Annotated in this window: 26 protein-coding genes; 12 read left to right on the top strand and 14 right to left on the bottom strand. The window is 65.6% G+C overall.

Annotation, left to right across the window (positions count from 1 at the left end; genetic code table 11):
* The first annotated feature begins 24 nt into the window (after positions 1-24).
* Positions 25-675: a hypothetical protein gene (locus tag B0T44_RS14225; protein ID WP_077116029.1), complete on the top strand. Its 651-nt coding sequence runs from the start codon at positions 25-27 to the stop codon at positions 673-675.
* Between the two features lie 62 nt (positions 676-737).
* On the opposite strand, the gene B0T44_RS14220 is transcribed toward B0T44_RS14225, so the two are convergent.
* The 5 genes from B0T44_RS14220 to B0T44_RS14200 form a co-directional block, all read right to left on the bottom strand.
* Positions 738-1,298 (bottom strand): ribonuclease H family protein, encoded by a 561-nt coding sequence (locus tag B0T44_RS14220; RefSeq protein ID WP_077116028.1) that lies wholly within the window; start codon positions 1,296-1,298, stop codon positions 738-740.
* Positions 1,299-1,308: 10 nt separating this feature from the next.
* Positions 1,309-1,752 (bottom strand): SRPBCC family protein, encoded by a 444-nt coding sequence (locus B0T44_RS14215; protein ID WP_254854172.1) that lies wholly within the window; start codon positions 1,750-1,752, stop codon positions 1,309-1,311.
* A gap of 416 nt (positions 1,753-2,168) precedes the next feature.
* Entirely contained in the window at positions 2,169-3,038 is an 870-nt protein-coding gene (locus B0T44_RS14210; protein WP_077116026.1) for a hypothetical protein, read from the bottom strand.
* A gap of 316 nt (positions 3,039-3,354) precedes the next feature.
* Complete coding sequence (locus B0T44_RS14205) at positions 3,355-4,158, bottom strand: TIGR03084 family metal-binding protein (RefSeq protein WP_077116208.1); 804 nt, start codon at positions 4,156-4,158, stop codon at positions 3,355-3,357.
* Between the two features lie 14 nt (positions 4,159-4,172).
* Positions 4,173-5,528, bottom strand: a complete 1,356-nt coding sequence (locus B0T44_RS14200; RefSeq protein WP_077116025.1) for a DUF445 domain-containing protein — start codon at positions 5,526-5,528, stop codon at positions 4,173-4,175.
* Positions 5,529-5,707: 179 nt separating this feature from the next.
* Between B0T44_RS14200 and lon the strand changes: the two genes are divergently transcribed.
* Positions 5,708-8,251 carry an endopeptidase La gene (gene lon, locus B0T44_RS14195; RefSeq protein ID WP_254893679.1) on the top strand — a complete coding sequence of 848 codons (2,544 nt, stop codon included), beginning with the start codon at positions 5,708-5,710 and terminating at the stop codon, positions 8,249-8,251.
* Between the two features lie 252 nt (positions 8,252-8,503).
* Here the strand turns inward: lon and B0T44_RS14190 are convergent, their stop codons facing one another.
* A complete protein-coding gene (locus B0T44_RS14190; protein ID WP_077116024.1) occupies positions 8,504-8,950 on the bottom strand; it encodes a PaaI family thioesterase in 447 nt (148 codons plus the stop codon).
* Between the two features lie 72 nt (positions 8,951-9,022).
* Positions 9,023-9,631, bottom strand: coding sequence for a DUF1707 SHOCT-like domain-containing protein (locus B0T44_RS14185; RefSeq protein ID WP_175647977.1), 609 nt, complete (start codon positions 9,629-9,631; stop codon positions 9,023-9,025).
* A gap of 96 nt (positions 9,632-9,727) precedes the next feature.
* On the opposite strand from B0T44_RS14185, the gene B0T44_RS14180 reads away from it, so the two are divergent.
* Positions 9,728-10,792, top strand: coding sequence for a DNA polymerase IV (locus B0T44_RS14180; protein ID WP_077116022.1), 1,065 nt, complete (start codon positions 9,728-9,730; stop codon positions 10,790-10,792).
* Between the two features lie 68 nt (positions 10,793-10,860).
* On the opposite strand, the gene B0T44_RS14175 is transcribed toward B0T44_RS14180, so the two are convergent.
* Positions 10,861-11,382 carry a hypothetical protein gene (locus B0T44_RS14175; protein WP_077116021.1) on the bottom strand — a complete coding sequence of 174 codons (522 nt, stop codon included), beginning with the start codon at positions 11,380-11,382 and terminating at the stop codon, positions 10,861-10,863.
* A gap of 117 nt (positions 11,383-11,499) precedes the next feature.
* On the opposite strand from B0T44_RS14175, the gene B0T44_RS14170 reads away from it, so the two are divergent.
* From B0T44_RS14170 to B0T44_RS14155, 4 genes are all read left to right on the top strand, one after another.
* Positions 11,500-12,180: a TetR/AcrR family transcriptional regulator C-terminal domain-containing protein gene (locus tag B0T44_RS14170; protein WP_077116020.1), complete on the top strand. Its 681-nt coding sequence runs from the start codon at positions 11,500-11,502 to the stop codon at positions 12,178-12,180.
* On the top strand, positions 12,176-12,460 hold the full coding sequence (locus tag B0T44_RS27585) for a GDP-mannose 4,6-dehydratase (RefSeq protein ID WP_139347755.1): 285 nt from the start codon (positions 12,176-12,178) through the stop codon (positions 12,458-12,460). The genes B0T44_RS14170 and B0T44_RS27585 overlap by 5 nt, the downstream gene beginning before the upstream one ends.
* Before the next feature lie 186 nt (positions 12,461-12,646).
* Entirely contained in the window at positions 12,647-13,132 is a 486-nt protein-coding gene (locus B0T44_RS14160; RefSeq protein ID WP_077116017.1) for an SLOG cluster 4 domain-containing protein, read from the top strand.
* 206 nt (positions 13,133-13,338) lie between these two features.
* On the top strand, positions 13,339-13,863 hold the full coding sequence (locus B0T44_RS14155) for a VOC family protein (protein ID WP_245839411.1): 525 nt from the start codon (positions 13,339-13,341) through the stop codon (positions 13,861-13,863).
* 61 nt (positions 13,864-13,924) lie between these two features.
* On the opposite strand, the gene B0T44_RS14150 is transcribed toward B0T44_RS14155, so the two are convergent.
* Complete coding sequence (locus tag B0T44_RS14150) at positions 13,925-15,805, bottom strand: ABC transporter ATP-binding protein (protein WP_077116014.1); 1,881 nt, start codon at positions 15,803-15,805, stop codon at positions 13,925-13,927.
* Between the two features lie 258 nt (positions 15,806-16,063).
* Between B0T44_RS14150 and B0T44_RS14145 the strand changes: the two genes are divergently transcribed.
* Complete coding sequence (locus tag B0T44_RS14145; RefSeq protein ID WP_081512119.1) at positions 16,064-18,871, top strand: FAD-binding and (Fe-S)-binding domain-containing protein; 2,808 nt, start codon at positions 16,064-16,066, stop codon at positions 18,869-18,871.
* A 90-nt stretch (positions 18,872-18,961) separates the two neighbouring features.
* Here the strand turns inward: B0T44_RS14145 and B0T44_RS27170 are convergent, their stop codons facing one another.
* Positions 18,962-19,123: a hypothetical protein gene (locus B0T44_RS27170; protein WP_175647976.1), complete on the bottom strand. Its 162-nt coding sequence runs from the start codon at positions 19,121-19,123 to the stop codon at positions 18,962-18,964.
* 172 nt (positions 19,124-19,295) lie between these two features.
* Here B0T44_RS27170 and B0T44_RS14140 point away from each other — a divergent pair, with 172 nt between their 5' ends.
* Positions 19,296-20,201: a DNA-3-methyladenine glycosylase family protein gene (locus tag B0T44_RS14140; RefSeq protein ID WP_077116201.1), complete on the top strand. Its 906-nt coding sequence runs from the start codon at positions 19,296-19,298 to the stop codon at positions 20,199-20,201.
* A gap of 16 nt (positions 20,202-20,217) precedes the next feature.
* Here B0T44_RS14140 and B0T44_RS14135 read toward each other — a convergent pair whose 3' ends face one another.
* A complete protein-coding gene (locus B0T44_RS14135) occupies positions 20,218-20,424 on the bottom strand; it encodes a hypothetical protein (protein ID WP_077116013.1) in 207 nt (68 codons plus the stop codon).
* Between the two features lie 481 nt (positions 20,425-20,905).
* Here B0T44_RS14135 and B0T44_RS14130 point away from each other — a divergent pair, with 481 nt between their 5' ends.
* From B0T44_RS14130 to B0T44_RS14120, 3 genes are all read left to right on the top strand, one after another.
* Positions 20,906-21,796 (top strand): helix-turn-helix domain-containing protein, encoded by an 891-nt coding sequence (locus B0T44_RS14130; protein WP_077116199.1) that lies wholly within the window; start codon positions 20,906-20,908, stop codon positions 21,794-21,796.
* Positions 21,793-22,023 (top strand): DUF397 domain-containing protein, encoded by a 231-nt coding sequence (locus B0T44_RS14125; RefSeq protein WP_077116011.1) that lies wholly within the window; start codon positions 21,793-21,795, stop codon positions 22,021-22,023. Before B0T44_RS14130 ends, B0T44_RS14125 begins: the two co-directional genes overlap by 4 nt.
* Before the next feature lie 102 nt (positions 22,024-22,125).
* The gene (locus tag B0T44_RS14120; protein ID WP_077116010.1) at positions 22,126-22,323 is read left to right on the top strand and encodes a hypothetical protein; all 198 of its coding nucleotides are present in this window, start codon (positions 22,126-22,128) and stop codon (positions 22,321-22,323) included.
* Positions 22,324-22,334: 11 nt separating this feature from the next.
* On the opposite strand, the gene B0T44_RS14115 is transcribed toward B0T44_RS14120, so the two are convergent.
* The 3 genes from B0T44_RS14115 to sdhC are packed head-to-tail and all read right to left on the bottom strand — an operon-like array spanning position 22,335 to position 25,864.
* Entirely contained in the window at positions 22,335-23,081 is a 747-nt protein-coding gene (locus B0T44_RS14115; protein ID WP_077116008.1) for a succinate dehydrogenase/fumarate reductase iron-sulfur subunit, read from the bottom strand.
* A gap of 2 nt (positions 23,082-23,083) precedes the next feature.
* A complete protein-coding gene (locus B0T44_RS14110; RefSeq protein ID WP_077116007.1) occupies positions 23,084-25,018 on the bottom strand; it encodes a fumarate reductase/succinate dehydrogenase flavoprotein subunit in 1,935 nt (644 codons plus the stop codon).
* 15 nt (positions 25,019-25,033) lie between these two features.
* Entirely contained in the window at positions 25,034-25,864 is an 831-nt protein-coding gene (gene sdhC / locus B0T44_RS14105; protein WP_077116006.1) for a succinate dehydrogenase subunit SdhC, read from the bottom strand.
* Between the last annotated feature and the right edge of the window lie 265 nt (positions 25,865-26,129).

The following is a 26,129-nucleotide window of genomic DNA, read 5'->3' as shown; positions in this document are numbered from 1 at the left end:
CCAAAGAGAGTAGGACCGCAAGCAATGGCGCAAGACGAGAACAAGACCGCGGGTGGGCTCGGCCTGCTCCCGATGATTGTCGCGTTCGTGGCGGGCGTTGTGCTGGTGGCGTCGATCGTCGCCGGTGCCGTGTTCTTCCGCCAGGCGCAGCAGCGCGGTGACGAACTGGCGGCGCAGGAAGACGCCGCCCGCGCCGCGTGCCAGTTCGCCAAGGCCACCAACACCTACGACTACACCGGTGATCTGGATGCTTTCCTGCAGACGATGAAGGACGGCGCTACCGAAAACGTGGTGTCCTCGTTGGAGAAGAACTGGGACGTTATGCGGCAGCTGCTCACCGAGTCGCAGGTCAAATCGTGGGTCGACGAGGTGACCTGTGGCTTCCAGTCAGGTGATGCCGAGAACGCGAAGGTGCTGGTCAATATCGGTCTGATGAAGACCAATTCGCTGACCCCCGAGCCGCGGCGGCAGGACATCGCGGTGGTGGCCGGGATGGAGAAGTCCGGGGATCGCTGGATCGTCAACAAATGGGAACTGGCCATGCTGGCCGGTATCGATGCCCAGGGCGGTCAGCCCGCGCCCGCGCCGGGCCCGCAGGCCGCACCTGGTGAGCAGCCCGCCCCCGGCGAACAGCCCGCGCCGGTCGAACCGCCTGCCCCGCAGCCGGAGAACTGAGGCACAGAGAAGGCGCCTCCGGCGGTGGGTCGAACCACCACCGCCGGAGGCTATTCAGGCGGTCAGAACAAGGTCAATGCCTGCGACACGGGTCGAGCCGCCTTCTCCGCAGCCTTCCCCGATGCTGCGGTGTCTATCGATGTGGTCATCGTTTCGTCCACGGGCACACCGGTTTCCGGCGCCGCCGAACCCATCGCGGCCGCTTTGCGTGCAGCCGCGCCCGCGAGCGCATCGGCCTGCTCGTTGAAGTAGTTGCCGACATGGCCACGGACCCAACGGAATCGAACCGGGCCCGGCCTGCCCCCGATGGCGCGGTCGATCTGTTTGATGAGCTCGACATTCTTCACCGCGCCGCCGGTCGAGGTGCGCCAGCCGTTGGAGCGCCAACTCGTGATCCATTCGGACGCGCATTTGATCGCATACAGCGAATCGCTTTCGATCAGCAGCGGATCCGTGCCCGGATGGGCGACGATCGCCTCGAGTAGCGCGCGTAGTTCGGCGATCTGGTTGGTTCCGGTGGCGGCGCCGCCGCTGTCGGAGGAGCCTTGATGATTGACCCAAGCCCAGCCGATGGCGCCTCCGGGGTTGCGTAGGCAGGAGCCGTCGGTGCTCACGATGATCATGGCAGGTACCCTACGCAATCCGGCCGACAAGATCGGTACCGTGGGATTGCTCTATGGCTGTTCGTAATCGCGATTCGGTGCGGCGCAGCACCGAGCGCAGGACCGATTCGGTGGGCCGGGCCGAGAGCCGACCGGCGATACCGTGCGGCAGCCGGTAGTCGATCTGCGAGGTCAGCACGGAACGCCCGTGCCCCAGCGGGTCGAATTGTAAGGTCAACGTTGTCGGAATCCGGCCGGGCAGCGAGTAACCGATCACCGCCCCATGTCGGTACTCGGTGATCTCGCACTCCAGCTGCGGATTCCACAGCGGCACCTGCAAGGTCGTGCGGAAGACGGCACCGAGGCCGTGGTCTTTTTCTCCGTTCGGTGCGAAGCAGGAGACGCCGAACATCCAGCTTGCGGTGAACAGATGATTGGCCGCGTAGGTGAACGCGACATCTACCGGTGCTGACACGTCGCTCGCGTATCTGATGCAGCCCACGGGCCCTCCCTCCATGGCTGCAGATAAAATACTACAGTTTTCCTATTTATTGGAAGGGTTTGTTCCGGGTTCGTCCGCTCGGCATCCGTTCGGCGGCAACGTCGTTGGTTACGGATGTTGTCGCGTAACCGCCTGCGCGCAGCTGCCTATCTCCATGGTCGCAGACCTGCCGCCGCCGATTCCGTTCGGTAGCAATTGCATTCGGTCAGGTAACCGCAGTGACCACGGGCAACGTCAGCAAGGCGTTCGAGCCGAAGGTCAGCCGCCGTCGAAGCAGGTCGCGTAGCACCGGTATCCGCGCATTCTTTCGTCGCGGCCGGCCGCCTACCTGCCTGCCGCGGCGCTGCTCTGGCGAGCCATTGCTCCCCTAGGGCGGAACAGGCGACGAATCAGGCAGTGAGGGATTCGCCGGTTTTCGGCGCAGGCAACGCGCCTGCATCCCCCACTGGGGAGCCTGGCGTCATCTCGGGCCCGGCGGCAGACCGCGGATCGGTGACGGCTGGTCGAGCACTCGGCCCGGTGCCCGCACGCACGTCGGCACCGGGTACCGCCGCTTCGGACGTCTGTTCCTGTGCTTCGGACGACTGATCTTGGTCGGACGCTTCGCCGAGCTCGAACGCGTGGTCGCCGAGGGCCGGATCGGAGAACCGCACGGTCATCGCGGCGCGTCCGGTGTCGACCTCGGTGTGCAGACGGGTGGCCCCGTCCGGGAGGGGTGAGCGATTACGGTCCGCCGACAGCAGATCGCGCAGCGAGATCGAAGTATTGATGTCCAGGGTGACGGTGACGGTATCGGTGTCCACCGGCCGTACCCGTGCGTCGATATAGGCTGGTCCGAGCCCGATCCTGCTGCCGAGACCATCGGGTTCGGCGCCCGTCATGTGTCCGGCAGCCGAGCCGGGCGTGGTGGAAACGGCAGGCGCGGCCGTTGCGGTGGGTGAGGATGCGCCGGGCACGGTGTGCGGCAGCACCTGGGAGTTCGGGAACACCGCAGGGAGCACGGTCCTGATGCCAGCCGACGCCGGTCGGCTCAGCAGTGCGTCGGATACGTCCCGTGCTCCGAGGGGTCCCGGGGGTCCCGCCCCTTCGATCGGTGCGGACGGAGCGGACGGACCGGCGATGAACTGGTCGCCCCGGTCGGTTCCAGGCATCTGGCTGACGATATAGGCGCCGGATACGACTGTGAGGGTCAAACTGGCGGCGCCGGAAATCACGATGGCGGTATGGCGGAAGATCTGGGTGGGTCTCGTTCCGGGCACGGTGCGGTTCCTCTCCCTCGCCTTCTCCCCTTGGCGTGTCGGCCCGCAGCGTTGGAAGCCGTCTCCTCGTCCAGGCTACGACCCGAAGGTGGGGACATCGCAACCCAGTATGCAAAACAAGATCAATGCTCAGTGCATTCCCGAAGACGGATGCGTTTCGCAGCAGCCGTGTCCGGGTAATCCATGGAGGCTGGCGAGCGTCATTCTCGACTGCCACATCGAGACACCCGGCCAACGACGTCCGACCGTCGACACGTCGCACCCAAGTTTGGCGCTCGCCCGCTTCGGATAGCGCCACCCTCCCCGTGTGCTCAGGTCAGTCGAATTGTCCCGGTGTGCGGCCTGCCCCGCTCGGCCCGGCGAAGGCTTGGGCGATGGACAACCATTCCGCTGCGTCCTCGCCGACGGCCTGTAAAGCCAGGTCATCGCGATGGCGCCGCTGGGTAACCAGCAGACAGAAATCCAGGGCCGGGCCGGTGACCCGCTGTTCGGCTTCCTCCGGCCCCCAGGACCAGACCGCCCCGGACGGCGCGGTGAGCTCGACCCGGAACGGCGTTTCCGGCGGCGTCTTTCCGTGCATGGAGTACGCGAAATCTCTGGTACGCACCCCCAGGTATGCCACAGTGCGCAACCGGTCGGTCGGGGTGCGGGCCACACCGAGCGCGTCGGCCACGTCTTGGCCGTGCGCCCAGGTCTCCATGAGCCGGGCCGTTGCCATCGTCGCTGCGCCCATCGGCGGGCCGAACCACGGCATTTTGATGCCTGCCGGGACCGCGCGTAACGCGTCGGCCAGCTCGGCCCGCGCCCGCCGCCACCGCTCCAGCAGTTCGCCGGGCGGGGCAGCCGCTGCTTCGGCGGCTGCTTCATCGATGAAGGTCTGTGCGCGCGGTGCGGCTTCGGCCAGCAGTGCGGCGAAGCGGTCGCCGCCGGTGCGGGCATCCTCGGCGGCGCTGGTCGCGATTTCGTCGGTCCAGATCAGGTGGCCGATCTGGTGTGCGATATCCCACCCCGGTGCGGGAGTCGGGGCACCCCATTGCGCTGGGGCCAGTGGCGCGACCAGCCGTTCCAGGTCCAGGCTTTCTGCCGCTAGTTCGTCCAGCAGGGTCGTCAGATCCGCCATGATCACTCCTCTGATTACCAACCGAAGATCAACAGATGGGTGAGACCGACCAGCAGACCGAGCGCGGCGCCGTGCAGATACAGCAGCCAGGCGTCCTGTTCGACCGAGGCATAGAACATCTCCATGAACTCGCCCGGGGTCAGCTGCTGCAATTTACGTGCCGCGAACTTGTCGATCTGCTCGGCTTGTTCCCTGATGAACTCGGCGTCCTCGGCCAGGCTCGGCGCCAGCCCGACCGCCGCGCCCGCCGCCCCGACCTTGAGGTTGTCGAACTGTTTACGGCCGAAGGCCGCGCGCACCACCGAGGTCGTCGGGCCGAGCCAGCGGTGGATCTGGTCGGAGATCAGCTGCTCCAGCAGCAGCCGGGTCTTGTCGCCGTTGGGGCCGTCCAGTAGCTCTTTGGACAGATTCGGCAGGGTCAGCACCTGATAGGCCAGGATATGGGCCAGATCTGTCGCCGCCTGCGGCTGCCGTTTGGCCAGCAATGCCTGCCGCCACAGATACTTGTACCGCGGCTGCGGATCGCCGGGCTCGAACACCATCTTGACCGCGATGATATTCACCAGCACGCCGATACCGGCCGATACCAGCAGCACGATTACCCACGCCGGCAGCCAGCCCAGTACCGGTACCGCGTTGTGGATGTGCAGATACAGCGCGAGCAGCAGACCGAACGGCGCGCCGAGAAGGCCGATGCGCACCATGAATCGCAGTTCAGGGGCCGCGATAGTGGTGGTCAAGTCTTTGAGGATGGCCGGATTGTCCCGCAGATATCCGATGACGAAGCTCTTGACGTCGATGAGCTGGTCGACGTTGTCGCCGAGCGAGGCGAATGCCCGTCGGGACAGTTCGGGCAGCTCCCGATCGACCCGCTGATAGATGATCTGCTTCACCGGGCGCGGCAAGTTGCGCCACAGTTCCGGGTTCTCCCGCAGCATCACCTCGTCGACGATGTTGCTGATCTGTCTGCTGGCCAAGGCCGCGATATAGTCGGCGATTCCGTCGAGGTCGAGTTCGTGGATGAAATCCTTGGGGCTACCGATGCGAAGCAGCGCCTTGTCCACGCAGATACTGGCCATCTTCTCGGCGCGGGCCGGGATGAAGCCCTGGAAACCGAGCCGTTTGCCGTCCCCGCTGAAGGTCGGCAGCACCTGCACCCGGCGCGGTAGATAGGGATACAGCACATCCAGCCCGGGAATCCGGACGCCGCGGAAGAGTACCGGCCAGAACAGCATCAGCACACCGGTCCAGTTGGTCAGCCATCCGGCCAGCGCGCTGAAGATCGGGAAACTCACCAGATCGACGACGAACCGGGACTGACCGGTGAATTCTTCCCAATCGATCAACACTCCGGAACAGAGTGTGACCATTGCGGGTTCCCCTTAGACCGGGTGATGAGCTGACTGAACCCACACATTCTCACCGGCCGGGCTGAGGTGTCAAAGCCGGGGGTGCGGGCTCGCTTCGCTCAGAGTGAACTCGCCGCCTGGAACAAACCGGGACGCCTCAGAGTTGAGTAGGTGACGCTCAACTTTTGGAGGTTCGACACGTGACCACCCCACAGAACCTGCCGGTGCTGTTCCTGACCGATCCGATCGTGCTGCCCGGCATGGTTGTCCCCATAGAACTCGACGAATCCGCGCAGGCCGCCATCGACGCGGCCAGGGCAGCGGGCACCGACGAGGTGCTCGTCGCGCCCCGGCTGGACGAGGGTTACGCCGCCTACGGTGTCGTCGCCACCATCGAACAGGTGGGCCGGATGCGCGGCGGCGCGCCCGCCGCGGTCCTGAAGGCGGAACGGCGCGCGAAGATCGGCCACGGCGTGACCGGCCCCGGTGCCGCACTGTGGGTCGAGGCCGAACCGGTCGAGACCGCCGCCACCGACGGCCGGACCAAAGAACTGGCCGCCGAATACAAGAAGCTGGTCGTCTCGGTGCTGCAACGCCGGGAGGCCTGGCAAATCGTCGACGCGGTCAACCAGTTGACCGATCCTTCGGCGATCGCCGATACCGCCGGATACGCCACCTACCTGACTGCCGAGCAGAAACGTGAACTGCTCGACACCCCGGAACCGGCTGCCCGGCTCACCAGGCTGATCGAATGGACCAAGGCGCATATCGCCGAAGCCGAGGTCGCCGAGAAGATCAGCGAAGACGTGCGCGAGGGCATGGAGAAAAGCCAGCGCGAATTCCTGCTGCGCCAGCAGCTCAACGCCATCCGCAAGGAACTCGGCGAGGACTCGCCCGAAGGCGCCGACGACTACCGCGCCCGCGTCGAACAGGCCGATCTGCCCGACACGGTGCGGGAGGCGGCGCTACGCGAGGTCGGCAAGCTGGAGCGGGCCGGCGACCAGAGCCCGGAATCCGGGTGGATCCGCACCTGGCTCGATACCGTTCTGGAGCTGCCATGGACGGTGAAAACCACCGATCGCACCGATATCGCGGCCGCGCGGGCGGTGCTCGACGCCGACCATCACGGCCTGGACGAGGTGAAGGACCGAATGGTCGAATACCTCGCGGTGCGTGCCCGGCGCGCCCAACGCGGACTGCAGGTCGTCGGTGGGCGCGGCTCCGGTGCGGTGCTGGTGCTGGTCGGTCCGCCCGGTGTGGGTAAGACTTCGCTGGGCGAAAGCGTGGCGCGGGCGCTGGACCGTGAATTCGTGCGGGTCGCGCTCGGTGGCGTGCGCGACGAAGCCGAGATCCGTGGCCATCGGCGCACCTATGTCGGCGCGCTGCCCGGCCGCATCGTGCGCGCGATGAAGGAAGCGGGATCGATGAATCCCGTCGTCCTGCTGGACGAGATCGACAAAGTGGGCTCCGATTTCCGTGGTGACCCGGCCGCGGCCCTGCTCGAGGTGCTCGATCCGGCGCAGAACCACACCTTCCGCGACCACTACCTCGACCTCGATCTGGATCTGTCGGATGTGCTGTTCATCGCCACCGCCAACGTGATGGAGACGATCCCCGGCCCCCTGCTGGACCGGATGGAGCTGATCACCGTCGACGGCTACACCGAGGACGACAAGGTTGCCATCGCTCGCGACTTCCTGGTACCCCGGCAGCTGGAACGCAACGCGCTGACGGCCGAGGAAGTGCAGGTCACCGACGAGGCGTTGCGCGAGATCGCGGCGAACTACACTCGCGAGGCCGGGGTAAGGCAGATGGAGCGGTTGATCGCGAAAGCACTGCGTAAGGCTGCGACCCGACTGGCCGAACAAGACGGTAGCGCGGGGAACCCGGATGCGGGGAACGTCGTCGACCTGGGATATGACCCGGCACTGGGTTACGGCCCGGCAGTCGGCACCACCATCGGTTCGGTTGGTGACGAGACCGTCAGGTCGAACTCCGGCGGTGCGGCCGGTGGGGCCGATTCGCTCGTCTCCGACCCGGAACGAAACGAGTCAGGTGCCGAACACACCGTCGCCGAACCCCTGGCTATCGATGTCGGCGATCTGAAGGACTACCTCGGCCGACCCCGCTTCACCCCGGATTCCGCGGAACGCACCGCGGTGCCGGGTGTGGCGACCGGGCTCGCGGTCACCGGGCTGGGCGGCGATGTCCTCTACATCGAGGCCAACACCGCCGACGGTGAGCGGTCGCTGACGTTGACCGGCCAGCTGGGCGACGTCATGAAGGAATCGGCGCAGATCGCGCTCACCTATGTGCGGTCACATCTGGGTGAGATCGGTATCGAGGCCTCCGCGCTGGACCGCAACCTGCACCTGCACGTGCCCGCGGGCGCGGTTCCCAAGGATGGCCCGTCGGCGGGCGTAACCATGGTCACCGCCCTGGTGTCGTTGGCACTGGGCAGGCCGGTGCGTTCGGATGTCGGGATGACCGGCGAGGTCACCTTGAACGGCCGGGTGCTGCCGATCGGCGGCGTCAAACAGAAACTGCTCGCCGCCCAGCGCGCCGGGTTGAAGACAGTGTTCATCCCGGCCCGCAACGAGCCCGATCTCGATGACGTCCCCGCCGATGTGCTCGCCGACCTGGATGTTCGCCCGGTCGCGGATGTGGCCGACATTCTGGCCTACGTCATCGAACCGGTCACCGAACCGGCTGCGGACGACCGCGCGTTGATGGCCACCGCCTGACCACAACACGGAGAGCCGCCGATCCAGCCAGGACCGGCGGCTCTCCGTTGTTTCGAATCCCGGCGCGGATACCACCGTCGTCTCAACAACCCAGGTGCAGGTCCGCGCCGCGTACATCGCTCTGTTCTGCGCAGTCGACCTCATGCCACTGGTGGGTCTATCCGTGGCATCGCTGGCTCGCTCGGCCCGATACCCGGCGTATCGAGTTGCAGGAACCCGTGGTCCTGTCCCTGTTTACTCGACCGCGGGCGCTCACTCCGGGGTGACACCGGCACCCAGTTCTCGTTCCACGGTGCGAGTGGTTCCTTGCGCAAGCGCGCACAACACCGGCTCGGTGTCGGCGGATTCACTGTAGATCTCACAGTTCACCACCGCTTGCCTGCGGGTGGAGCCGGTGACGGCCGCTTCGGCCCGCAACCGTGTACCCGAGGCGGGCCGCAGGTAGGTGATGGTGAACCCGCCAGTGAGGACGTTCGCACCGAGCACTGTGCCCGCGGCGAAGGTGATGGAGTTGTCTGCGATATACGACAGCACCCCGCCGTGCACGAAACCGAACTGCTGCCCCAGCTCGGGCCGGATCGGAACGACGAGGGTCGCCGCGCCGTCGCCAAATGCGGTGATCTGTGTGCCGACCAGGCCCGCGAAAGGCTGGGCGGCAAGGACTTTCCTGGCGAGCTCGATATCGAGCGACTGTGTCATCGGGCGGATCTCCTACTGTCGTCGCGGGCCTTCGGCTGTCTTCGAGCCGGTGTGCCGAATATGCGTGCCAGGTCAGTCTGGTTGCCTGCGCAGCAACCATTGCAGAAACGATCGGTGCGGGTAGCGGGCCTTGACAGTCCCGGATCCGACCTTCCCGCGCACCCGGATCAGCGGTGCGCCCGGGGCAGGCGGAGCGGTGACCCTGTCCACCACCGACCCGCTGCCCGTACGCACCTGATCGAGATCGGCACGCCAGCCGCGGGGCACGATCAGCAACAGCGTGCCGGAGCCGACCTCGGCGTCGATGCGCACCTCGGCGTGTGCGCACAAGGCCTCGGTGAAGTCGATCTTTATCGTGCCGGAGTTGCATACGGCGGTCAGCTGGGCTGGGACCGTCCAATGGCCCGTCTTGGTGCGGGTGCCGCTTTTGGTGCGCAATTCGACGGGTGCCGCTGCGGGTTCGGGTAGGTCCGCGGTGACCGCTGCGAGGTCCTGCGCGGTGACCGCGGCGTAGGTGGTGGCCAGCCGGCGGTCCAGTTCGGTCAGGTCGAGCTGTCCCTCGTGTAGCGCGAGCTGCAGCCGCCGGATCACGATTTCTCGTTCGGCATGCCCGATCCGCGGCGCGACCGGGTCGGCGATGCGGTCGGGCAGTTTTCCCAGGTGATCGTGCGCGTCGGCCATCCAGTTTTCCTCGTAGTCGTTTCTGCCTGGAATCGTACGGCCCACATCGTTACGCCGAATGGTCCGAAATCGGCGCGGGTACGGTAAGACGGGGATATGCCCAGGTGGCTGCTGCATGTGGATCTCGATCAGTTCCAGGCCGCGGTGGAATTCCGTAGGCACCCGGAGCTGCGGGGACGGCCGGTCATTGTCGGCGGTAACGGTGACCCCGAGGAGCCGAGGAAGGTGGTTACCTGCGCCTCGTATCCAGCGCGCGCCTACGGGGTGCGGGCGGGGATGCCGTTGCGTACAGCGGTGCGTAAATGCCCGGATGGAGTGTTCCTGCCACTGGATACGGCAGGTTATGAGGATGCCTCCGACGAGGTGATGGCGCTGCTGCGGACCTGGCCGGTGCAGGTGGAGGTATTGGGTTGGGACGAGGCGTTCCTGGCCGCCGACACCGACGACCCGGAGGGGCTGGCCCGCGAGATCCGCTCCGGTATTGCCGGTCTCGGCCTCGGCTGCGCGGTCGGAATCGGCGACAACAAGACCACCGCCAAGCTCGCCACCAGTTTCGCCAAATCATCCGGTAAGGATTCGGCCGAACCCGGAGCCGCTGCTGCCGAGGGAATGTTTCGCCTGACCAGAGCCAACTGGTCTCAGGTCATGGCGCACCGGCCGACCAACGCCCTCTGGGGAATCGGCACCCGCCTAGCTGCCCGCCTGAGCTCACTCGGCATCCACACGGTTGCCGACCTGATGGCCGCCGACCGCACCTGCCTGGCCACCGAATTCGGCCCGACCACCGGCCCCTACCTGTGGGTTCTCGCCCACGGCGCGGGCGATACCGATGTGACGACCGAGGACCGTATACCGGTGGGTCGCAGCAAATCCGAAACCTTTCCGCACGACCTCACCGACTCTGCCGAGATCCGCGCTCGAGTTACCCGCCTGGCCGCCGACGTCGCCGAGGAGATGGCCGCGGCGGGCCGTGTCACCGTCTGCGTCTCGGTAACGGTGCGTACCAACACTTTCTACACTCGCAGCAAGCAGTCCAAGCTGCCCGAACCGACCACGGATACCTCCGTGATAGTCGATACCGCCGTGCGGGTGCTCTCCCGTTTCGAGCTGGACCGGCCGGTTCGACTGCTCGGTGTCCGGCTCGAGCTTGCGCCGCCATAGCTGCGGTGGGCTTGCGGTGTACCGCGAGCCCACCGGGTTCTCGCTAAACGTAGCGAGGGTTGGAGTACTCACCCCACTGCGATGGCGATCAGAACCAGAACCGATCCGAGGAAAACAATGGCGTGCCGGATGTTCTGCAGGATCGGCATCACCCAGCGCGGGAAACCTTGTTCGGATGCCCGCAACAGTGCGGGGACGTCGATACGAGCCAGGATCGGGTCTCCGGTGCGGGCGAAGGCGGCGGTGACGGATCTGGCGGCGGTCAGGTTGCTGTAGAGGATCATGGCGTTGCCGAGGATCAGCAGCGGCTGGACGGCCCAGGTGAGGGTCTGGCCCCAGGGGGTAGCGGCGAAGTTCAGCCCGGCCAGGACGGTCATGACGGCGGCGATGGCGACCGGTGCGGCGGTTTCGTGGCCGCTGGCGTCGAAACTCAGGTTGTTGTCTTCCAGCACGGTGACCGGCACGTTTTGCCGCCGCAGTTCGGTCTCGGCATGGGCTTTGGCGGCGGCGCCGTAGCGGTGGCGCACGATCGGGATGCTGACGAAGGCGGCGGCGATCAGCAGTTGCAGGAGGGCGGCGATGGTGCTCATGGAACTTCCTCTTCTTCTCGACAGAGACGACTTGAACTAAGTGCAAGGCAAAGCTAACCGAGGACTTGTACTTAGTGCAAGTGGTCTCTTGAACTTAGTGCAACTACCCTGTCTGCTATGCCTCGTGACTCCCTGACCCAGGAGCAGATCGTGCGCACCGCCATCGAACTGCTCGACGACGAGGGCCTGGACGGCCTGAACATGCGCAGCCTCGGCAAACGGCTCGACGCGGCGCCCACCGCGATGTACTGGCATGTGCAGAACAAGGACAACCTGGTCCGGCTGGCCGGCGACGAGGTGTGGGGGGAGATCGAGCTACCGGACGCCGGTCCGCTCGGCTGGCGCGCGGCGGCCGAGTCATTGGCGACCGGCATGCACACGGTGCTGTCCAGACACCCGTGGATGGTTCAGGCGTTGGCAAGTCATCTGATGTACGGCCCTGGTAAATCTCGTTTCGACGAGGCCACTCTCGCCGTCTACGAAGACGCCGGTTTCACACCGGAGGAGGCCGATCTCGCAGCTGCTGCCGTATTCACCTACACCCTGGGCAACGTGATAGGCGCAGCGGCGACCGTCTCGCTGAAACGGCGACTGAGCAAAGGAGACGGCAACCCGGCCCGGCGCATGCAGGAAACGCTGAGCGCAGCCACCGATATCGCGATGGCATTCCCGCGATTACGCGCCCGGCTCGGACAGCGCAGCGCCGATTACAACGAAGCACCCGACCGCAGCTTCGAATACGGCCTGACCAACCTGCTCGACGGCTTCGCCAAGAGGTTGGCCGAACGCGCGGATTGACCTCGAGATCGCCCGGCGGGTTGCGGTCGAGCTCGGCCTGGATCCGGCCGAATGGATCGAGCACATCCCAGACCGCCCGAACCACGACCGTCGCTACGTGATCGATCCCGAGAAACTGGAAACCGAGCTCGGATGGCGACCGGCGCATGAGTTCGAGGCCGGGATCGCCGAGACCGTTGCTTGGTATATCGAGAATCGTGGCTGGTGGGAACGGATCATCGCCGACAAGGGTGAGCTGGGGTTCGACTGGAGCCAGTTCGGCCCGGCCGCAGCACGCTGAGCACCGGTCGTCGCCGCACCGGCGGTGATAACTCGTTCGACGGTGCTGAGTCCATGGCCCGCAACAGGGGCAGGCAGATGTGGCGGGCAATACTGGAACATCCACGCGCCACGCGGGCTTGCGGCGCGAACGAGTGACGCTCGTGATATGAGTCGGCGATATACACCGCTCAGAGAGAAGACTGATATGCCTCAGCTGCAGATCGCCGTCTGCGGTCCTCGCAACTGCACCCCAGACGACGCGGAGCGTGCGAGGAAAATCGGGCATTTGCTCGCCGAAGCAGGAGTTACTGTTCTGTGTGGCGGCGGCAGCGGGGTTATGGCTGCGGTCGCCGAAGGTGCGTCGGCCGCCGGCGGAATCGTGATAGGCGTCCGGCCTGACACCGACCGTAACGCGATCTGTGACGGCCTCACAGCCGTGCTCTATACAAATATGGGGGAGGCTCGTAACGCTGTGCTCGTCTGGTCTGCCGACGCGGTGATCGTCGTCGGGGGATCCTGGGGAACGCTTTCCGAGCTGGCGCTCGCCAACAGGCGCGGCGGTGTGCCGGTGATCTCCATCGGTGGGTGGCGGATCACCGACGACCACGGCGAAGAGATCGACGCGGCCGTGCGTGCCGAAACTCCAGAAGAAGCCGTCAGCAGGGTGCTTGCCCTCGTCGATCGCAGCTAGGGCCTCGTCTGAAAAGCTTGCGCCGGTAATCCGGGGTGCCGGTTTGAACGTGTGCTTGCCGTCCGCTCTATGGCCCACCGTCCGCGTCACCGCCATCAACCTGTGGCTATCTATATACGGCTCATGAAACACGGCTCTAGTCAGTCGAGTGGAGCCCACTTCATGACGTGTAGTTTTAGGTTTCCGGCAACGAGAGGGGACAACAGGTGCGTGCATCACCCGTTCACGGCATGGATCATGTCGGCTTCACCGTTCCCGATATCGACCAGGCCACAAGTTTCTTCGAAAAGGCCTTCGACGCCGAGTTGATCTATGAATCCAAGAAAATGTCGGATGCACCCGACGAAGGCGCGGAAACCGAGCAGACGCTCAACCTTTCCCCTGGAACCAAGGTCAGGGCGGTTCGTATGCTACGCCTGCGTAATGGTCCAGGTGTCGAATTGTTCCAAATGGAAGGGCCCGAACAACGGAACCCGATTCGCCCATCCGATTATGGGTTACAGCACTTCGCGATCTATGTCGACGATATCGATGCCGCCGTCGTGCAGTTCGAAGTGGCAGGTGGAACGCTGTTCAGCCGTCCGCAGGCGATCATGTTCGAACCCGAAAAGGGCAAGGGCAACTTGTTCTGCTACGGCAAGACGCCTTGGGGCTCGGTCGTCGAGATCCTCACCTATCCGTCGCCGATGCCGTATGAGAAGAACACCCCGCTACGCCGCTGGCGTCCGTGAGCGGCGGATATCCACCAGCGGCCCGCGTTCCTAACCTCTCAGGCAGTGCACCTAGATGCTGTCAGGCGACTGCCGGTACCGGGTCGTCGGCGAACTGGGTGCGGTACAGCTCCGCGTAGCGGCCATCGGCGGCCAGTAGCTGCGTATGGGTGCCTCGTTCGATGATGCGTCCTTCCTCCAGCACCAGGATCTGGTCGGCTGCGCGGACTGTGGACAGCCGGTGTGCGATGACCAGGGCGGTACGTCCGGCCAGCGCTTCGGTCAGTGCGGCCTGCACCGCGGCCTCGGAGGTGGAGTCCAGTGAGGCGGTCGCCTCGTCCAGCACCACCACGCGGGGCTGTTTGAGCAGCAGCCGGGCGATGGTCAGCCGCTGGCGTTCACCACCGGACAACCGGTAACCTCGCTCGCCGACCACGGTGTCCAAGCCGTCGGGCAGCGAGGCGACCAGCTCGCGTAACCTGGCCCGCCGCAGGGCGTCCCACAACTGCTCTTCGGTCGCCTCGGGGCGGGCGAGCAGCAGGTTGGCGCGGATGGTGTCGTGGAACAGGTGCCCGTCCTGGGTGACCAGGCCTACGGTTTCCTGGATCGAACGGGTGGTCAGCTCGCGCACATCCGCGCCATTGAGCCGGACAGCGCCGGAGTCGACGTCATAGAGCCGCGAAACCAACTGGGCGATGGTCGATTTCCCGGCGCCGGAAGAACCGACCAGCGCGATCAGCTGGCCTGGTTCGGCGCGGAACGACACCCCGTGCAGCACCTCGACACCGCCCCGGGTGTCCAGTGTCGCCACTTCCTCCAGCGATGCCAGCGACACCTTGTCCGCGGACGGATAACCGAACCGCACCCCGTCGAGTTCCACCGCGACCGGCCCTTCGGGTACCGGTTTCGCGTCCGGGGCGTCCTCGATCAGCGGCGGCAGGTCCAGCACCTCGAACACCCGCTCGAAACTCACCAGTGCCGACATGATCTCCATCCGCGCGCTGGCCAGCGCGGTCAGCGGCGCGTAGAGGCGGGTCAGCAGCAGCGACAGCGCGACAACCGCGCCCGCGTCCAATTGTCCGCGCAGCGCATACCAGCCGCCGAGCCCGTACACCAGCGCCACCGCCAGTGCCGAGACCAGGGTCAGCGAGGTCACGAACACTGTCTGCAACATGGCCGTGCGCACCCCGATATCGCGCACCCGCCGTGCCCGCAGCGCGAACTCCGCCGATTCCTGATGTGGTCTGCCGAACAGTTTGACCAGGGTGGCGCCCGGTGCGGAGAACCGTTCGGTCATCTGCGTGCTCATCGCCGCGTTCAGGCCTGCTGCCTCGCGCTGGATATCGGCCAGCCGGTCGCCCATCCGCCGGGCCGGGATCACGAAGACCGGAAGCAGCACCAGCGCGAGCAGCGTGATCTGCCAGGACAGCCGCAGCATCACCACCAGGGTGAGCGCCACCGTCACCAGATTGGCGACCACGCCCGACAGGGTGTCGCTGAACGCCCGCTGCGCGCCGATCACATCATTGTTCAAACGGCTCACGAGCGCACCGGTGCGGGTGCGGGTGAAGAACGCGACGGGCATCCGCTGTACATGATCGAATACCGCCGACCGCAGGTCCAGGATCAACCCCTCGCCGATCCTGGCCGACAACCAGCGGATAACCAATCCCAGCCCCGCGTCGAGCACCGCGAGCCCGGCGATGACGGCTGCCAGAATGAGCACCACCTGTGGCGCGGCCCCGCCGATGATGTCGTCGACGACGCGGCCTGCGAGTAGCGGTGTGGCGACCGCGAACACTGCCGAAACCACGCTGAACAGCAGGAACGCCGCCATCCTTCGCCGGTGTGGCCGGGCGAAACGCAGAATGCGCCGGGCCGTGGCCAGGTTGAACTGGCGTTTCTCCCCGGGCGCGTGCATACGCTGGTACATCTGGTTCCAGGCCACCGATTCGATGCTCACCTCGACACGTCCTTCCGCTCTGGTGCCGATTCAACGCCAGGCCACCGACACTAAAAGCTCAACTATTCTTTAGGTCAAGCGCTGACCGGCTGGAGATCGAACACGACGCATGGAATGCGCACCTGACGAGGTTTCGGTGTGGGGTGACACGCTCGCGTCACCGGCTGCAGGAACCCTGGATCGGCAGAGGGGCCACTCTGGCACAGAAATCTCTCTAGGGTGGGCGGTGTGAGCAGCGAGCATCGGCGACAGACTGCTATGGCGCGCGCCCTGTGTGGCCGCATCGGTGGCGAGGTGGATGTGTCGGAGCGGCGGCGCGCCGAATACTCCTCGGACGCGTCGAACTATCGAATCCTGCCCCAGATCGTCACCTTCCCCCGCGGCGAAACCGATACCGCCGCGATCCTGGATTTCGCGCGCGCCGAAGGCCTGCCGGTTACCGCGCGTGGTGCGGGAACGTCGGTGTCGGGCAACGCTATCGGCCCCGGAATCGTGCTCGATTTCAGCAGGCATATGAACGCAATCACCGAACTGGACCCCGAGCGGCGCATCGCGCGGGTGCAGCCAGGTGTCGTGCTGGCCGGACTGCAACGCCGGGCCGCTGCGCACGGGCTGCGGTTCGGGCCCGACCCTTCCACCCAGAACCGCTGCACCCTGGGCGGAATGATCGGCAACAACGCCTGCGGACCGCATGCCATCGCCTGGGGGCGGACCTCCGACACGGTCCGTGAACTGCGGATACTCGACGGAAAGGGCATCGAACGGCGGCTCGCCGACGATCTCGGCGCCCTGCCCGGGCTGACGGAATTCACCCACTCCCACCTCGCCGTGCTGCGCACCGAACTCGGTCGTTTCGATCGCCAGGCCTCCGGCTACGGTCTGGAACATTTACTGCCCGAACATGGTTCGTCGGTGGCGAAAGCTTTCGTCGGGACCGAAGGCACCTGCGGCCTGCTGCTGGAGGCAACCCTAGAGCTGGTTGAAATCCCGCCCGCCACAGTGCTCGTGGTGCTCGGCTACCCGGATATGGCGAGCGCGGCCGACGATATCGCCGCGGTGACCGCATGCGCCCCGATCGCCGTGGAAGGAATCGATGCCCGGCTGGTCGATGTGGTCCGCGCGCACCGCCGGACGGTGCCCGAGCTGCCGCGTGGCGACGGCTGGCTGTTCGTCGAACTGGCCGGTGCCACCCCGGACGAGGCGCGAACAGCGGCGCAGGCGCTGTGCCAGGCCACAGGCGCGCTCGACTCCCGTATCGTCACCGATCCAGGCGAAACGGCCGCGCTCTGGCGTATCCGCGCCGACGGTGCAGGCCTGGCCGGACGCACCCCGGACGGCCACCCGGCCTGGCCCGGCTGGGAGGACGCCGCGGTTCCGCCCGAACATCTCGGCGCATACCTGCGGGATTTCGGTGAGCTGACCCGCGAGCACGAGGTGGACGGGCTGCTGTACGGGCATATCGGCGACGGCTGTATCCATGTGCGACTGGATTTGCCGATAGACACCGCCCCGCAGCGTTTCCGGGCCTTCCTGTTCGACGCTACCGAGTTGGTCGTCCGCTACGGCGGCTCGCTGAGCGGCGAACACGGCGACGGCCGCGCCAGATCGGAGCTGCTTGCACTGATGTATTCGCAGCAGGTGCTGGACGTATTCGCTGGCTACAAGGCCCTTTTCGATCCCGATGATGTGCTGAATCCGGGTGTGCTGGTCCAGCCGCGCCCCATCGACGCAGATCTGCGGCTGGCCGGTCTCACCCCCGTCCCGGCGGCAGGCGGTTTCGCTTTCCCGCACGACGACGGCCGGCTCAGTACAGCTGTCCACCGCTGCGTAGGGGTGGGTAAATGCCGCGCCGACAACCGGGCCGCCGGCGGCTTCATGTGTCCGTCCTACCTGGCCACCGCCGATGAAAAGGACAACACCCGCGGCCGGGCCAGGGTGCTGCAGGAAGTGGTACGCGGCGACCTGCCGTGGTCCTCGCCCGCAGTCGCCGAATCGCTCGACCTGTGTCTGTCCTGTAAAGCGTGCCGTTCCGACTGCCCGGCCGGGGTCGACCTGGCCACCTATAAATCCGAGGCCATGTACCGCCGCTATCAAGGCAGGCTGCGGCCCCGCGACCATTATTCGCTCGGCTGGCTACCGCGCTGGCTCGCGGGCGCGACCTGGCTGCCACGGGTGGTGAACGCGGCCGCCCGGATAGGACCATTGCGCAGGATGGGGCTGTGGGCGGCAGGTATCGATCCGCGTCGCGAGGTGCCAGTGCTGGCCGATCGTTCGTTCCGCCGGATCTGGCGCGATCCCGCCAACCGGCCGGAGCTCACGCATTGCGGGGAGGTAACCGATGATGGTCGGCAACCGGGGCGTTCGCCCCTACCGGTACTGCTGTGGATCGACACCTTCACCGATGCGTTCGACCCCCATATCGCGTTGGCCGCGGCACGGCTGATGACCTCGCTCGGCTATCAGGTGCAGATACCGCGCAAGCGGGTGTGCTGCGGGCTCACCTGGATCAGCACCGGCCAGTTGGACGGCGCTCGGGCTCGGCTGCGCGCCACACTGGACGAACTCGACGACCATGTGCGCGCGGGCGGGATCGTGGTGGGACTGGAACCTTCCTGTACCGCGACTCTGCGTGCCGATCTGCCCGAACTGCTGCCCGACGACCCGCGAGCGCATGCGGTTGCAGGGGCGGTGCGGACGCTGGCCGAGTTCCTGGACGCGCAGCCGGACTGGCAGCCTCCGCAACGCCCGGGTCAACAGGTGATCGTGCAGCCGCACTGCCATCACCATGCGGTACTCGGTTTCGAGACCGATCGCCGGATGTTAGCCAGAATGGGTATTTTGGTGTCCGAAATCACGGGTTGCTGCGGCTTGGCCGGAAACTTCGGAATGCAGAAAGGTCATTACGATATATCCGTCGCGGTGGCCGGGAACGGGATGGTGCCTGCGCTCATGGACGCACCAGATAATTCGATCTTGATTGCGGACGGGTTCTCCTGTCGCACCCAGGCCGCGCAATTGACCGGGCGGCAGGGCAAGCACCTGGCCGAGTTCCTGCTAGAAGACTGAAAATGACCGCGCTCGCCGCCGAGGGAGTGCGGCGAGCGCGGACCTACACCGCCGGTCTCAACGCACGGAAACCGGGCGGGGGCTATCTGCTCAGCTGCCGAAGGGCAGTGTGCCCGGCGGAATCTGGTAGCCGGAACTGCCAGCGAAAAGCCCACCCCACACATCGAGCAGCCAGTTCAGCACGTTGGTGATCATATGAACCTCCGTCCCGGCGTACGCCAGATATTTGCCGATCCGCACCATTATCGTCATGCTCTTCGCCTCTGTTACAGAAAATCCACCTTCGCCCCGGCTGCGTCGCTCGGAACACGCTCCATGAGCAGCCGTCGCCTTCGTGACAGCCGGTGCCCCGCTGGGCCGACGCGACGCGCACAATGAACCGGTGCGTGAGCGAACGGCCGGCCCCGAGGCGAACCGTTCCGGCCTGACTCGGACGGTGACGGCGGACGGACCGATCGATCTGGCCCACACCCTGACACCGCTGCGTCGCGGCGTGGGCGATCCCTGCCACCAGGTGACCGCCGACGGGGCGCATTGGCGTGTGTCCCGGATGCCGTCCGGACCGGTCACCTATCGGCTGGTCCAGGCCGGTCCGGCCGCGGTCGCCGCCCGCGCCTGGGGTGCGGGCGCCGAGGAGTTCCTCGACCGGCTGGACCGGATGCTGTGCCTCACCGAGGACGTCGCCGATTTCGCGCCTCAGCACCCCAAGGTCGCCGAGGCGCACCGCCGTTTCCCGGGCTTGCGGATGCTACGCACCGGCCTGGTATTCGAGGCGCTGGTACCTGCCGTGCTGGAACAGAAGGTGCATACCGTCGCCGCACGCGCCTCCTGGCGCCAGCTCGTGCGCCAATTCGGCGCTCTACCGCCCGGCCCGGCCCCCGAGGGGATGCGAGTGCCGCCGGATGCCGAAACCTGGCGCCGGATCCCGTCGTGGACCTATCACCGAGCCAATGTCGGCCCGCAGCGCGCGCAGACTATTGTGCGGGCAGCGCGGCTGGCCGCATCCCTGGAACGGATCGCGGACCTGGAACCGGCCGCCGCGGCCGCCAGGCTTCGCACGGTCCCGGGGATCGGGGAATGGACGGCAGCGGAAATCGCGCAGCGAGCGTTCGGTGACGCTGATGCGCTGTCGGTGGGCGATTTCCATCTGGCGGCAATCATCGGCTGGACGCTGCTCGGGCATCCGATCGACGATGCGGCGATGGTCGAATACCTGGAACCCGTTCGCCCGCATCGCTACCGGCTGGTCCGGCTGCTGGAGGTCAGCGGCCAGGCCCGTAAACCCAAGTTCGGTCCGCGCACCCCGATAACCGATCACAGCCGCCGGTGAACGACACGGCGGCTGGTCAATAACGCAGCGCTCGATCGTCCAGTACACACCGCCCGGTCTCCACCAGCGTCGCGCGGGCGCGCCTGCGCACCCGGCATTCGTCAACCGTGCAGTCGAGGTGCAACTGCATTGCCGCATGGGCCTGTTCAGCGGACATCGGCCCCGGTTCGATTTCGCAGGCGAGCAGTGCGACGATGCGCAAGTTCGAGTTGGTCAGCTGCATTGCACGGCCCCCTTCCGCCGGGCCCGCTGTTGGGGGCGTCGGCCGGTTTCCGTCGTCACCATGAGGGGACCTGCCATGACTCCTCGCTTCCTTGTACGGTACCTGTCCTACGGGGTTCCTGTCCTTGACGTGTTACGTTGTGATACTCGGGACCCAGCATTGCCCGCTATACCTGTTGCGAGGAAGCGGTTTCCGGTCCCCAGCAGACCCCCAGCACACCACTAAGGGCCGTGCATGCTACGGCAGTTCCGCGATATCGCATGTTTTCGTGCGAATCCCCAGCACAATATCCATTACGGAGGGCAGGATTGCCCATAGTGGATGAAAGCATCCGCTGCCCAGGCGAAGTGACGGGGACCCGCGCGCGGCTGACCCGGTTTTCGCCGGGCGGTCGACCGAGAGCAGAACGGAGCGTGCGGTGACAGCTGGTTCGGCGAGTTCGGCGGTGGGTACGGGACCTGTGGAGGCGAGTCCGGGCACGATGGCGGGAAGGGCTGGGACAACGAGCTTACCGCGCAGACAGCTCGGCAGGTACCTACGAGACTGGCGGACCCAGGCCGGTTTGACGATCGCGCAGGCCGCCCGGTTGATGGAATGGGGAGCCAGCACCTTGCAACGCCTGGAAAAGGGGCAGGCTGACCGGATCCGCACCATCGATATCCAGGAGCTGTGCCGGATCTACGGTGTCCCCGCGCATATCACCGAGGGGTTGCGCGGCCTGGTGCAGCAGAGCGCGGCGCAGAGCTGGTGGCATGCGGTGGCGGAGGCGCAGACCGAAAGTTTCGATGTGTACCCAGGTTTGGAAGCAGCGGCGGAAGAACTGTGGATCTATCACACCGAGCTGGTGCCCGGCCTGTTCCAGACCGCGGATTACGCGCGTGCCCTGCAACGGTTGGCCCATCCCGACGACACCCAGACCGAACTCGACCGGAGGGTGCAGCCGCTGTTGCAGCGGCAGGCCCTGTTCAGCAGGCGCCCCGCACCGGCGAGGGTGCATTCGGTGCTACACGAGGCGGTATTGCGCTGCGTCGTCGGAAACGCGAAGATCATGGCGGCACAGTTGCGTCATCTGGCCGATCTCAGTACTCGGGACAATGTTTCGGTATCGGTGCTGCCGTTCTCGGCGGGGGTGCCGTCAGGGGTCGCCACCGGCGGGTTCACCGTGCTGGAATTCGGCGTCGACTGTTCGGGCGAGCCGAGCGAACCGCCGGTCGTGCACACCGCGGGGCTGACCGGCAATCTTTATCTGGAAGGTGCGTCCGACCTGCGGCGCTACCATCAGGCGCACGAGTGCCTGCGGCGCTGTGCACTGGACGTTCAACAGAGCAGGCAGCTACTGCGGCAGCTGGCGAAGGAGTTGTATCTGGTATGAGCATCGACAACGGCACCGAGATCGACCTGTCCGAAGCGACCTGGTTGCGCGCAGGTGAGGGGTCTGGACCCGACTGCGTGGAAATAGCGATGCTGGCCGAAGGACATGTGGCCATGCGTAACGGCAAGGACCCCGACGGTCCTGTGCTCGTCTTCACTCCGGGTGAATGGGCCGCGTTCACCGCGGGCGTGCAGGACGGGGAATTCGACCGCCCGGGCCGCACCTGATCATCCACACAGATCGGGCGCTGCCGGTTTACCTCCGGTGATCGGCAGCGCACTTTCTGCAACACATGTTTGGTCACTCTTATAACGGGTAGACAACAAGTTGTGGACCGTGGGCTCAAGAATTCCCATCCCCGGTACCGAAGGTTGCGACCGGACGATTGGGTCGAATGGCTGATCGTCGGGTTGCTTTTCGCGGTGTCCTCGGTGGGTGTGTTCGTACTCACCAGCTCCGTGATGTCGGCATTGTTCGTCGGAGTGCTGGTGTGGCTGGTTTCTGTCGGTGTGGTGGCGATCCTGTGATGGGCCGCTGATCAGCGCCGGAAGAGCTTGTTACCCAGCCAGACAACCGGATCGTACTTCCGGTCGGCAACCCGCTCCTTCATCGGGATGAGCGCATTGTCGGTGATCTTGATGTTTTCCGGGCAGACCTCGGTACAGCATTTGGTGATATTGCAGTAGCCGAGCCCCTGTTCGTCCTGGGCGAGTTCCCGGCGATCCGCCGTATCCAGCGGATGCATTTCCAATTCCGCGATCCGCATCAGATAACGCGGCCCAGCAAAGGCTTGCTTGTTTTCCTCGTGATCGCGCACCACATGACATACGTTCTGGCACAGGAAGCATTCGATGCACTTACGGAACTCCTGCGAACGCCCGACATCGACCTGACGCATCCGGTAATCCCCCGGCCGCAAATCCGGTGGTGGGGCGAAGGATGGTATTTGCCTGGCTTTCTCGTAATTGAAAGAGACATCCGTTACCAGATCTCTGATCACCGGGAACGTCCGCATCGGCGTCACAGTGACGATTTCGTCCTGATGGAAGGTCGACATCCGAGTCATGCACAGCAGTCGCGGTTTCCCGTTGATTTCCGCCGAACACGAGCCGCATTTACCCGCCTTGCAGTTCCAGCGCACCGCGAGGTCCGGGGCCTGAGTGGCCTGCAACCGGTGGATGATGTCGAGCACCACCTCACCCTCGTTCACCGCGACCGTATAGTCGCGCAGTTCCCCGCCGTCGTCATCGCCGCGCCATACCCGGAACCGGGCGTCGTAACCCATTGCTACGCCTCTCCATCGGTAACCACCCCGGCCGCCGCATAACCGGCGAGTTCTTCGGGGGTGTAGTACTTTTCCAGCTCACTCAGCTCGAACAGCGCGAGCAGCTCCGGCCGCATCGGCACCTGTTCGGCGACCGATACCGTCACCGCCGGGATCGCGGCGGCCGCGTCGGCCGGGTCTATGGCACAGACCAGCAGCTTGTTCCGCCACTGCGGGTCCATCGCCGGGTAGTCGTCGCGGGTGTGCCCGCCGCGGCTTTCGGTGCGCCGCAGCGCCGCCTGCGCAACACAGTCGCTGACCAGCAGCATATTGCGCAGATCGAGGGCCAGATGCCATCCGGGATTGAACTGCCGATGCCCCTCCACGAGCACCCGGCCGAACCGTTCCCGCAGTTCGGCGAGTTTCGCCAGCGCATGGCGGACTTCGCTTTCCTTGCGGATGATGCCGACCAGGTCGTTCATCGTCTGCTGCAGATCGGTATGCAGTGTGTACGGGTTTTCGCTGCCACCATCGGCCGGGCCGAAGGGGGCCAGCGCCAGCCGAGCCGCATCGTCGATATCGGTCTCCGAGACCACCGGGCGTTCGGTGAGCGCCTGCACATACGTTGCCGCGCCCGATCCGGCCCGGCAGCCGAACACCAGCAGATCCGACAGTGAATTGCCGCCGAGCCGGTTCGAGCCGTGCATACCGCCGGAACATTCCCCGGCCGCGAACAGCCCGGGCACCTTCGCCGCCCCGGTATCCGGGTCCACCTCTATCCCGCCCATGACGTAATGGCAGGTCGGGCCGACTTCCATGGGTTCGGTGGTGATATCGACATCGGCCAGTTCCTTGAACTGATGGTGCATCGACGGCAACCGCCGGATGATCTCCTCGGCCGGCATCCGGGAGGCGATATCCAGGTAGACGCCCCCGTGCTCGGTGCCGCGACCGGCCTTCACCTCTTCGTTGATCGCACGGGCAACCTCGTCGCGGGGCAGCAGGTCCGGGGTGCGCCGCGCGGAATCGTTATCGCGCAGCCACTGGTCGGCCTCCTCCTCGGTTTCGGCGTACTGACCTTTGAACACCGACGGGATGTAGTCGAACATGAACCGTTTGCCCTCGGCGTTCTTCAACACCCCGCCGTCGCCGCGCACACCCTCGGTAACCAGGATGCCCTTCACGCTCGGCGGCCAGACCATCCCGGTCGGGTGGAACTGCACGAACTCCATATTGATCAGCGTCGCCCCCGCCCGCAGCGCCAGAGCGTGACCATCGCCGGTGTATTCCCAGGAGTTCGAGGTCACCTTGTAGGATTTGCCGATCCCGCCGGTAGCCAACACCACGGCCGGAGTCTCGAACAGGATGAACCGCCCGGATTCACGCCAGTAGCCGAACGCGCCGCTGATCCGGTCCCCGTCTTTGAGCAGCTCGGTGATCGTGCATTCGGCGAACACCTTGATCCGGGCCTCGTAGTCGCCGGTAGCGGCGTAATCCTCCTGCTGCAGCGAGACGATCTTCTGCTGCATGGTGCGAATGAGTTCCAGGCCGGTGCGGTCGCCGACATGCGCGAGCCGCGGATAAGTGTGGCCGCCGAAATTGCGCTGGCTGATCCGCCCGTCGGGGGTCCGATCGAACAGCGCCCCGTAGGTTTCCAGTTCCCATACCCGCGCGGGGGCTTCCTGGGCGTGCAGTTCGGCCATCCGCCAGTTGTTGAGGAATTTGCCGCCGCGCATGGTGTCGCGGAAATGGGTTTGCCAGTTGTCCTTTTCGTTGGCGTTGCCCATCGACGCAGCGCAGCCGCCCTCGGCCATCACCGTATGTGCCTTGCCGAACAGGGATTTGCAGACCACCGCGACAGACAGGCCGTGTTCGCGGGCCTCGATCACCGCGCGCAGTCCGGCGCCACCGGCACCGATGACGACGACGTCGTATGCGTGCCGTTCCACTTCAGGCATAGCCGCGAAAACTCCTCAGTCGATGAAGCGAAGATCCGAAATAGTGCCGCTGGCAACCAGCATCACGTAGCAGTCGGTGAGCACCAGGGTGCCGAGCGTGACCCAGGCAAAGGTCATGTGGCGGGTGTTGAGCTTGGATATCTGCGTCCACAGCCAGTACCGCACCGGGTGGGCGGAGAAGTGTTTGAGGCGTCCGCCGACGGCGTGTCTGCACGAATGGCACGACAACGTGTAGGCCCAGAGCAGGATCACGTTCCCGGTCAGGATGAGGCTGCCCAGGCCCATGCCGAAGCCGCCGCTCGCCCCGTGGTATGCGCCGATCGCGTCGTAGGTGTTGATCACCGTGACGATCAACGCGATATAGAAGAAGTAGCGGTGCACGTTCTGGACGATCAGCGGCAAGCGGGTCTCACCGGTATAGCGTGTATGCGGTTCCGCGACGGCGCACGCGGGCGGCGACAGCCACACCGACCGGTAGTAGGCCTTGCGGTAGTAGTAGCAGGTCAGCCGGAAGCCGAGCAGGAACGGCAGCGCGACGAAACCGAGCGGCAGGATCGCGGGAATCTCCCCGAACGGGGTGCCGAAATGGCTGGAGCCCTCGACGCACGAGGTGCTCAGGCACGGCGAGTAGAACGGCGTCAGGTAGTGGTAATCGGAAACCCAATACGCCGTGCGCACATACGATCTGATCGTCGCATAGATGACGAAAGCGGCCAGGCCGAGCACGGTGAGAACCGGCGGGAGCCACCATCGGTCGGTGCGTAGCGTGCGCGTTGCGATACGAGCCCTGGTTTTGCTGAGTACGCCGGTTCCCGAATCCCGGGTGGCGGTTGTTGCGGCACTCACCTGTCGATGCCTCGCTGATCCGCGGTGCGGGTGGTCATCATGTACCTCCGCGATCCAATGTGATGTACAGCACCTTACGACACCTGTGCTATTGAGCGAGTGGGGCCTCGGCAAACGCGGGCCGGGTGGGTGGGTGATTTGCGCCACATCTGGCGCTGAAGGGTAGGTGTGATGTCGTTGGGTGAACTCGCCACAAACCCGCACAGGCCGGTCGCCGCGAGGGCGGAACCGGCCTGTGGAAGCGCGCCAGGTGTGTGGTTACCAG

Origin of the sequence: Nocardia donostiensis, from assembly GCF_002081715.1 — a bacterium.
In the GTDB taxonomy this organism is placed as follows: domain Bacteria; phylum Actinomycetota; class Actinomycetes; order Mycobacteriales; family Mycobacteriaceae; genus Nocardia; species Nocardia donostiensis.
The sequence above is the reverse complement of the archived record's forward strand: the minus strand, read 5'-3'. Positions and strand labels throughout refer to the sequence as shown.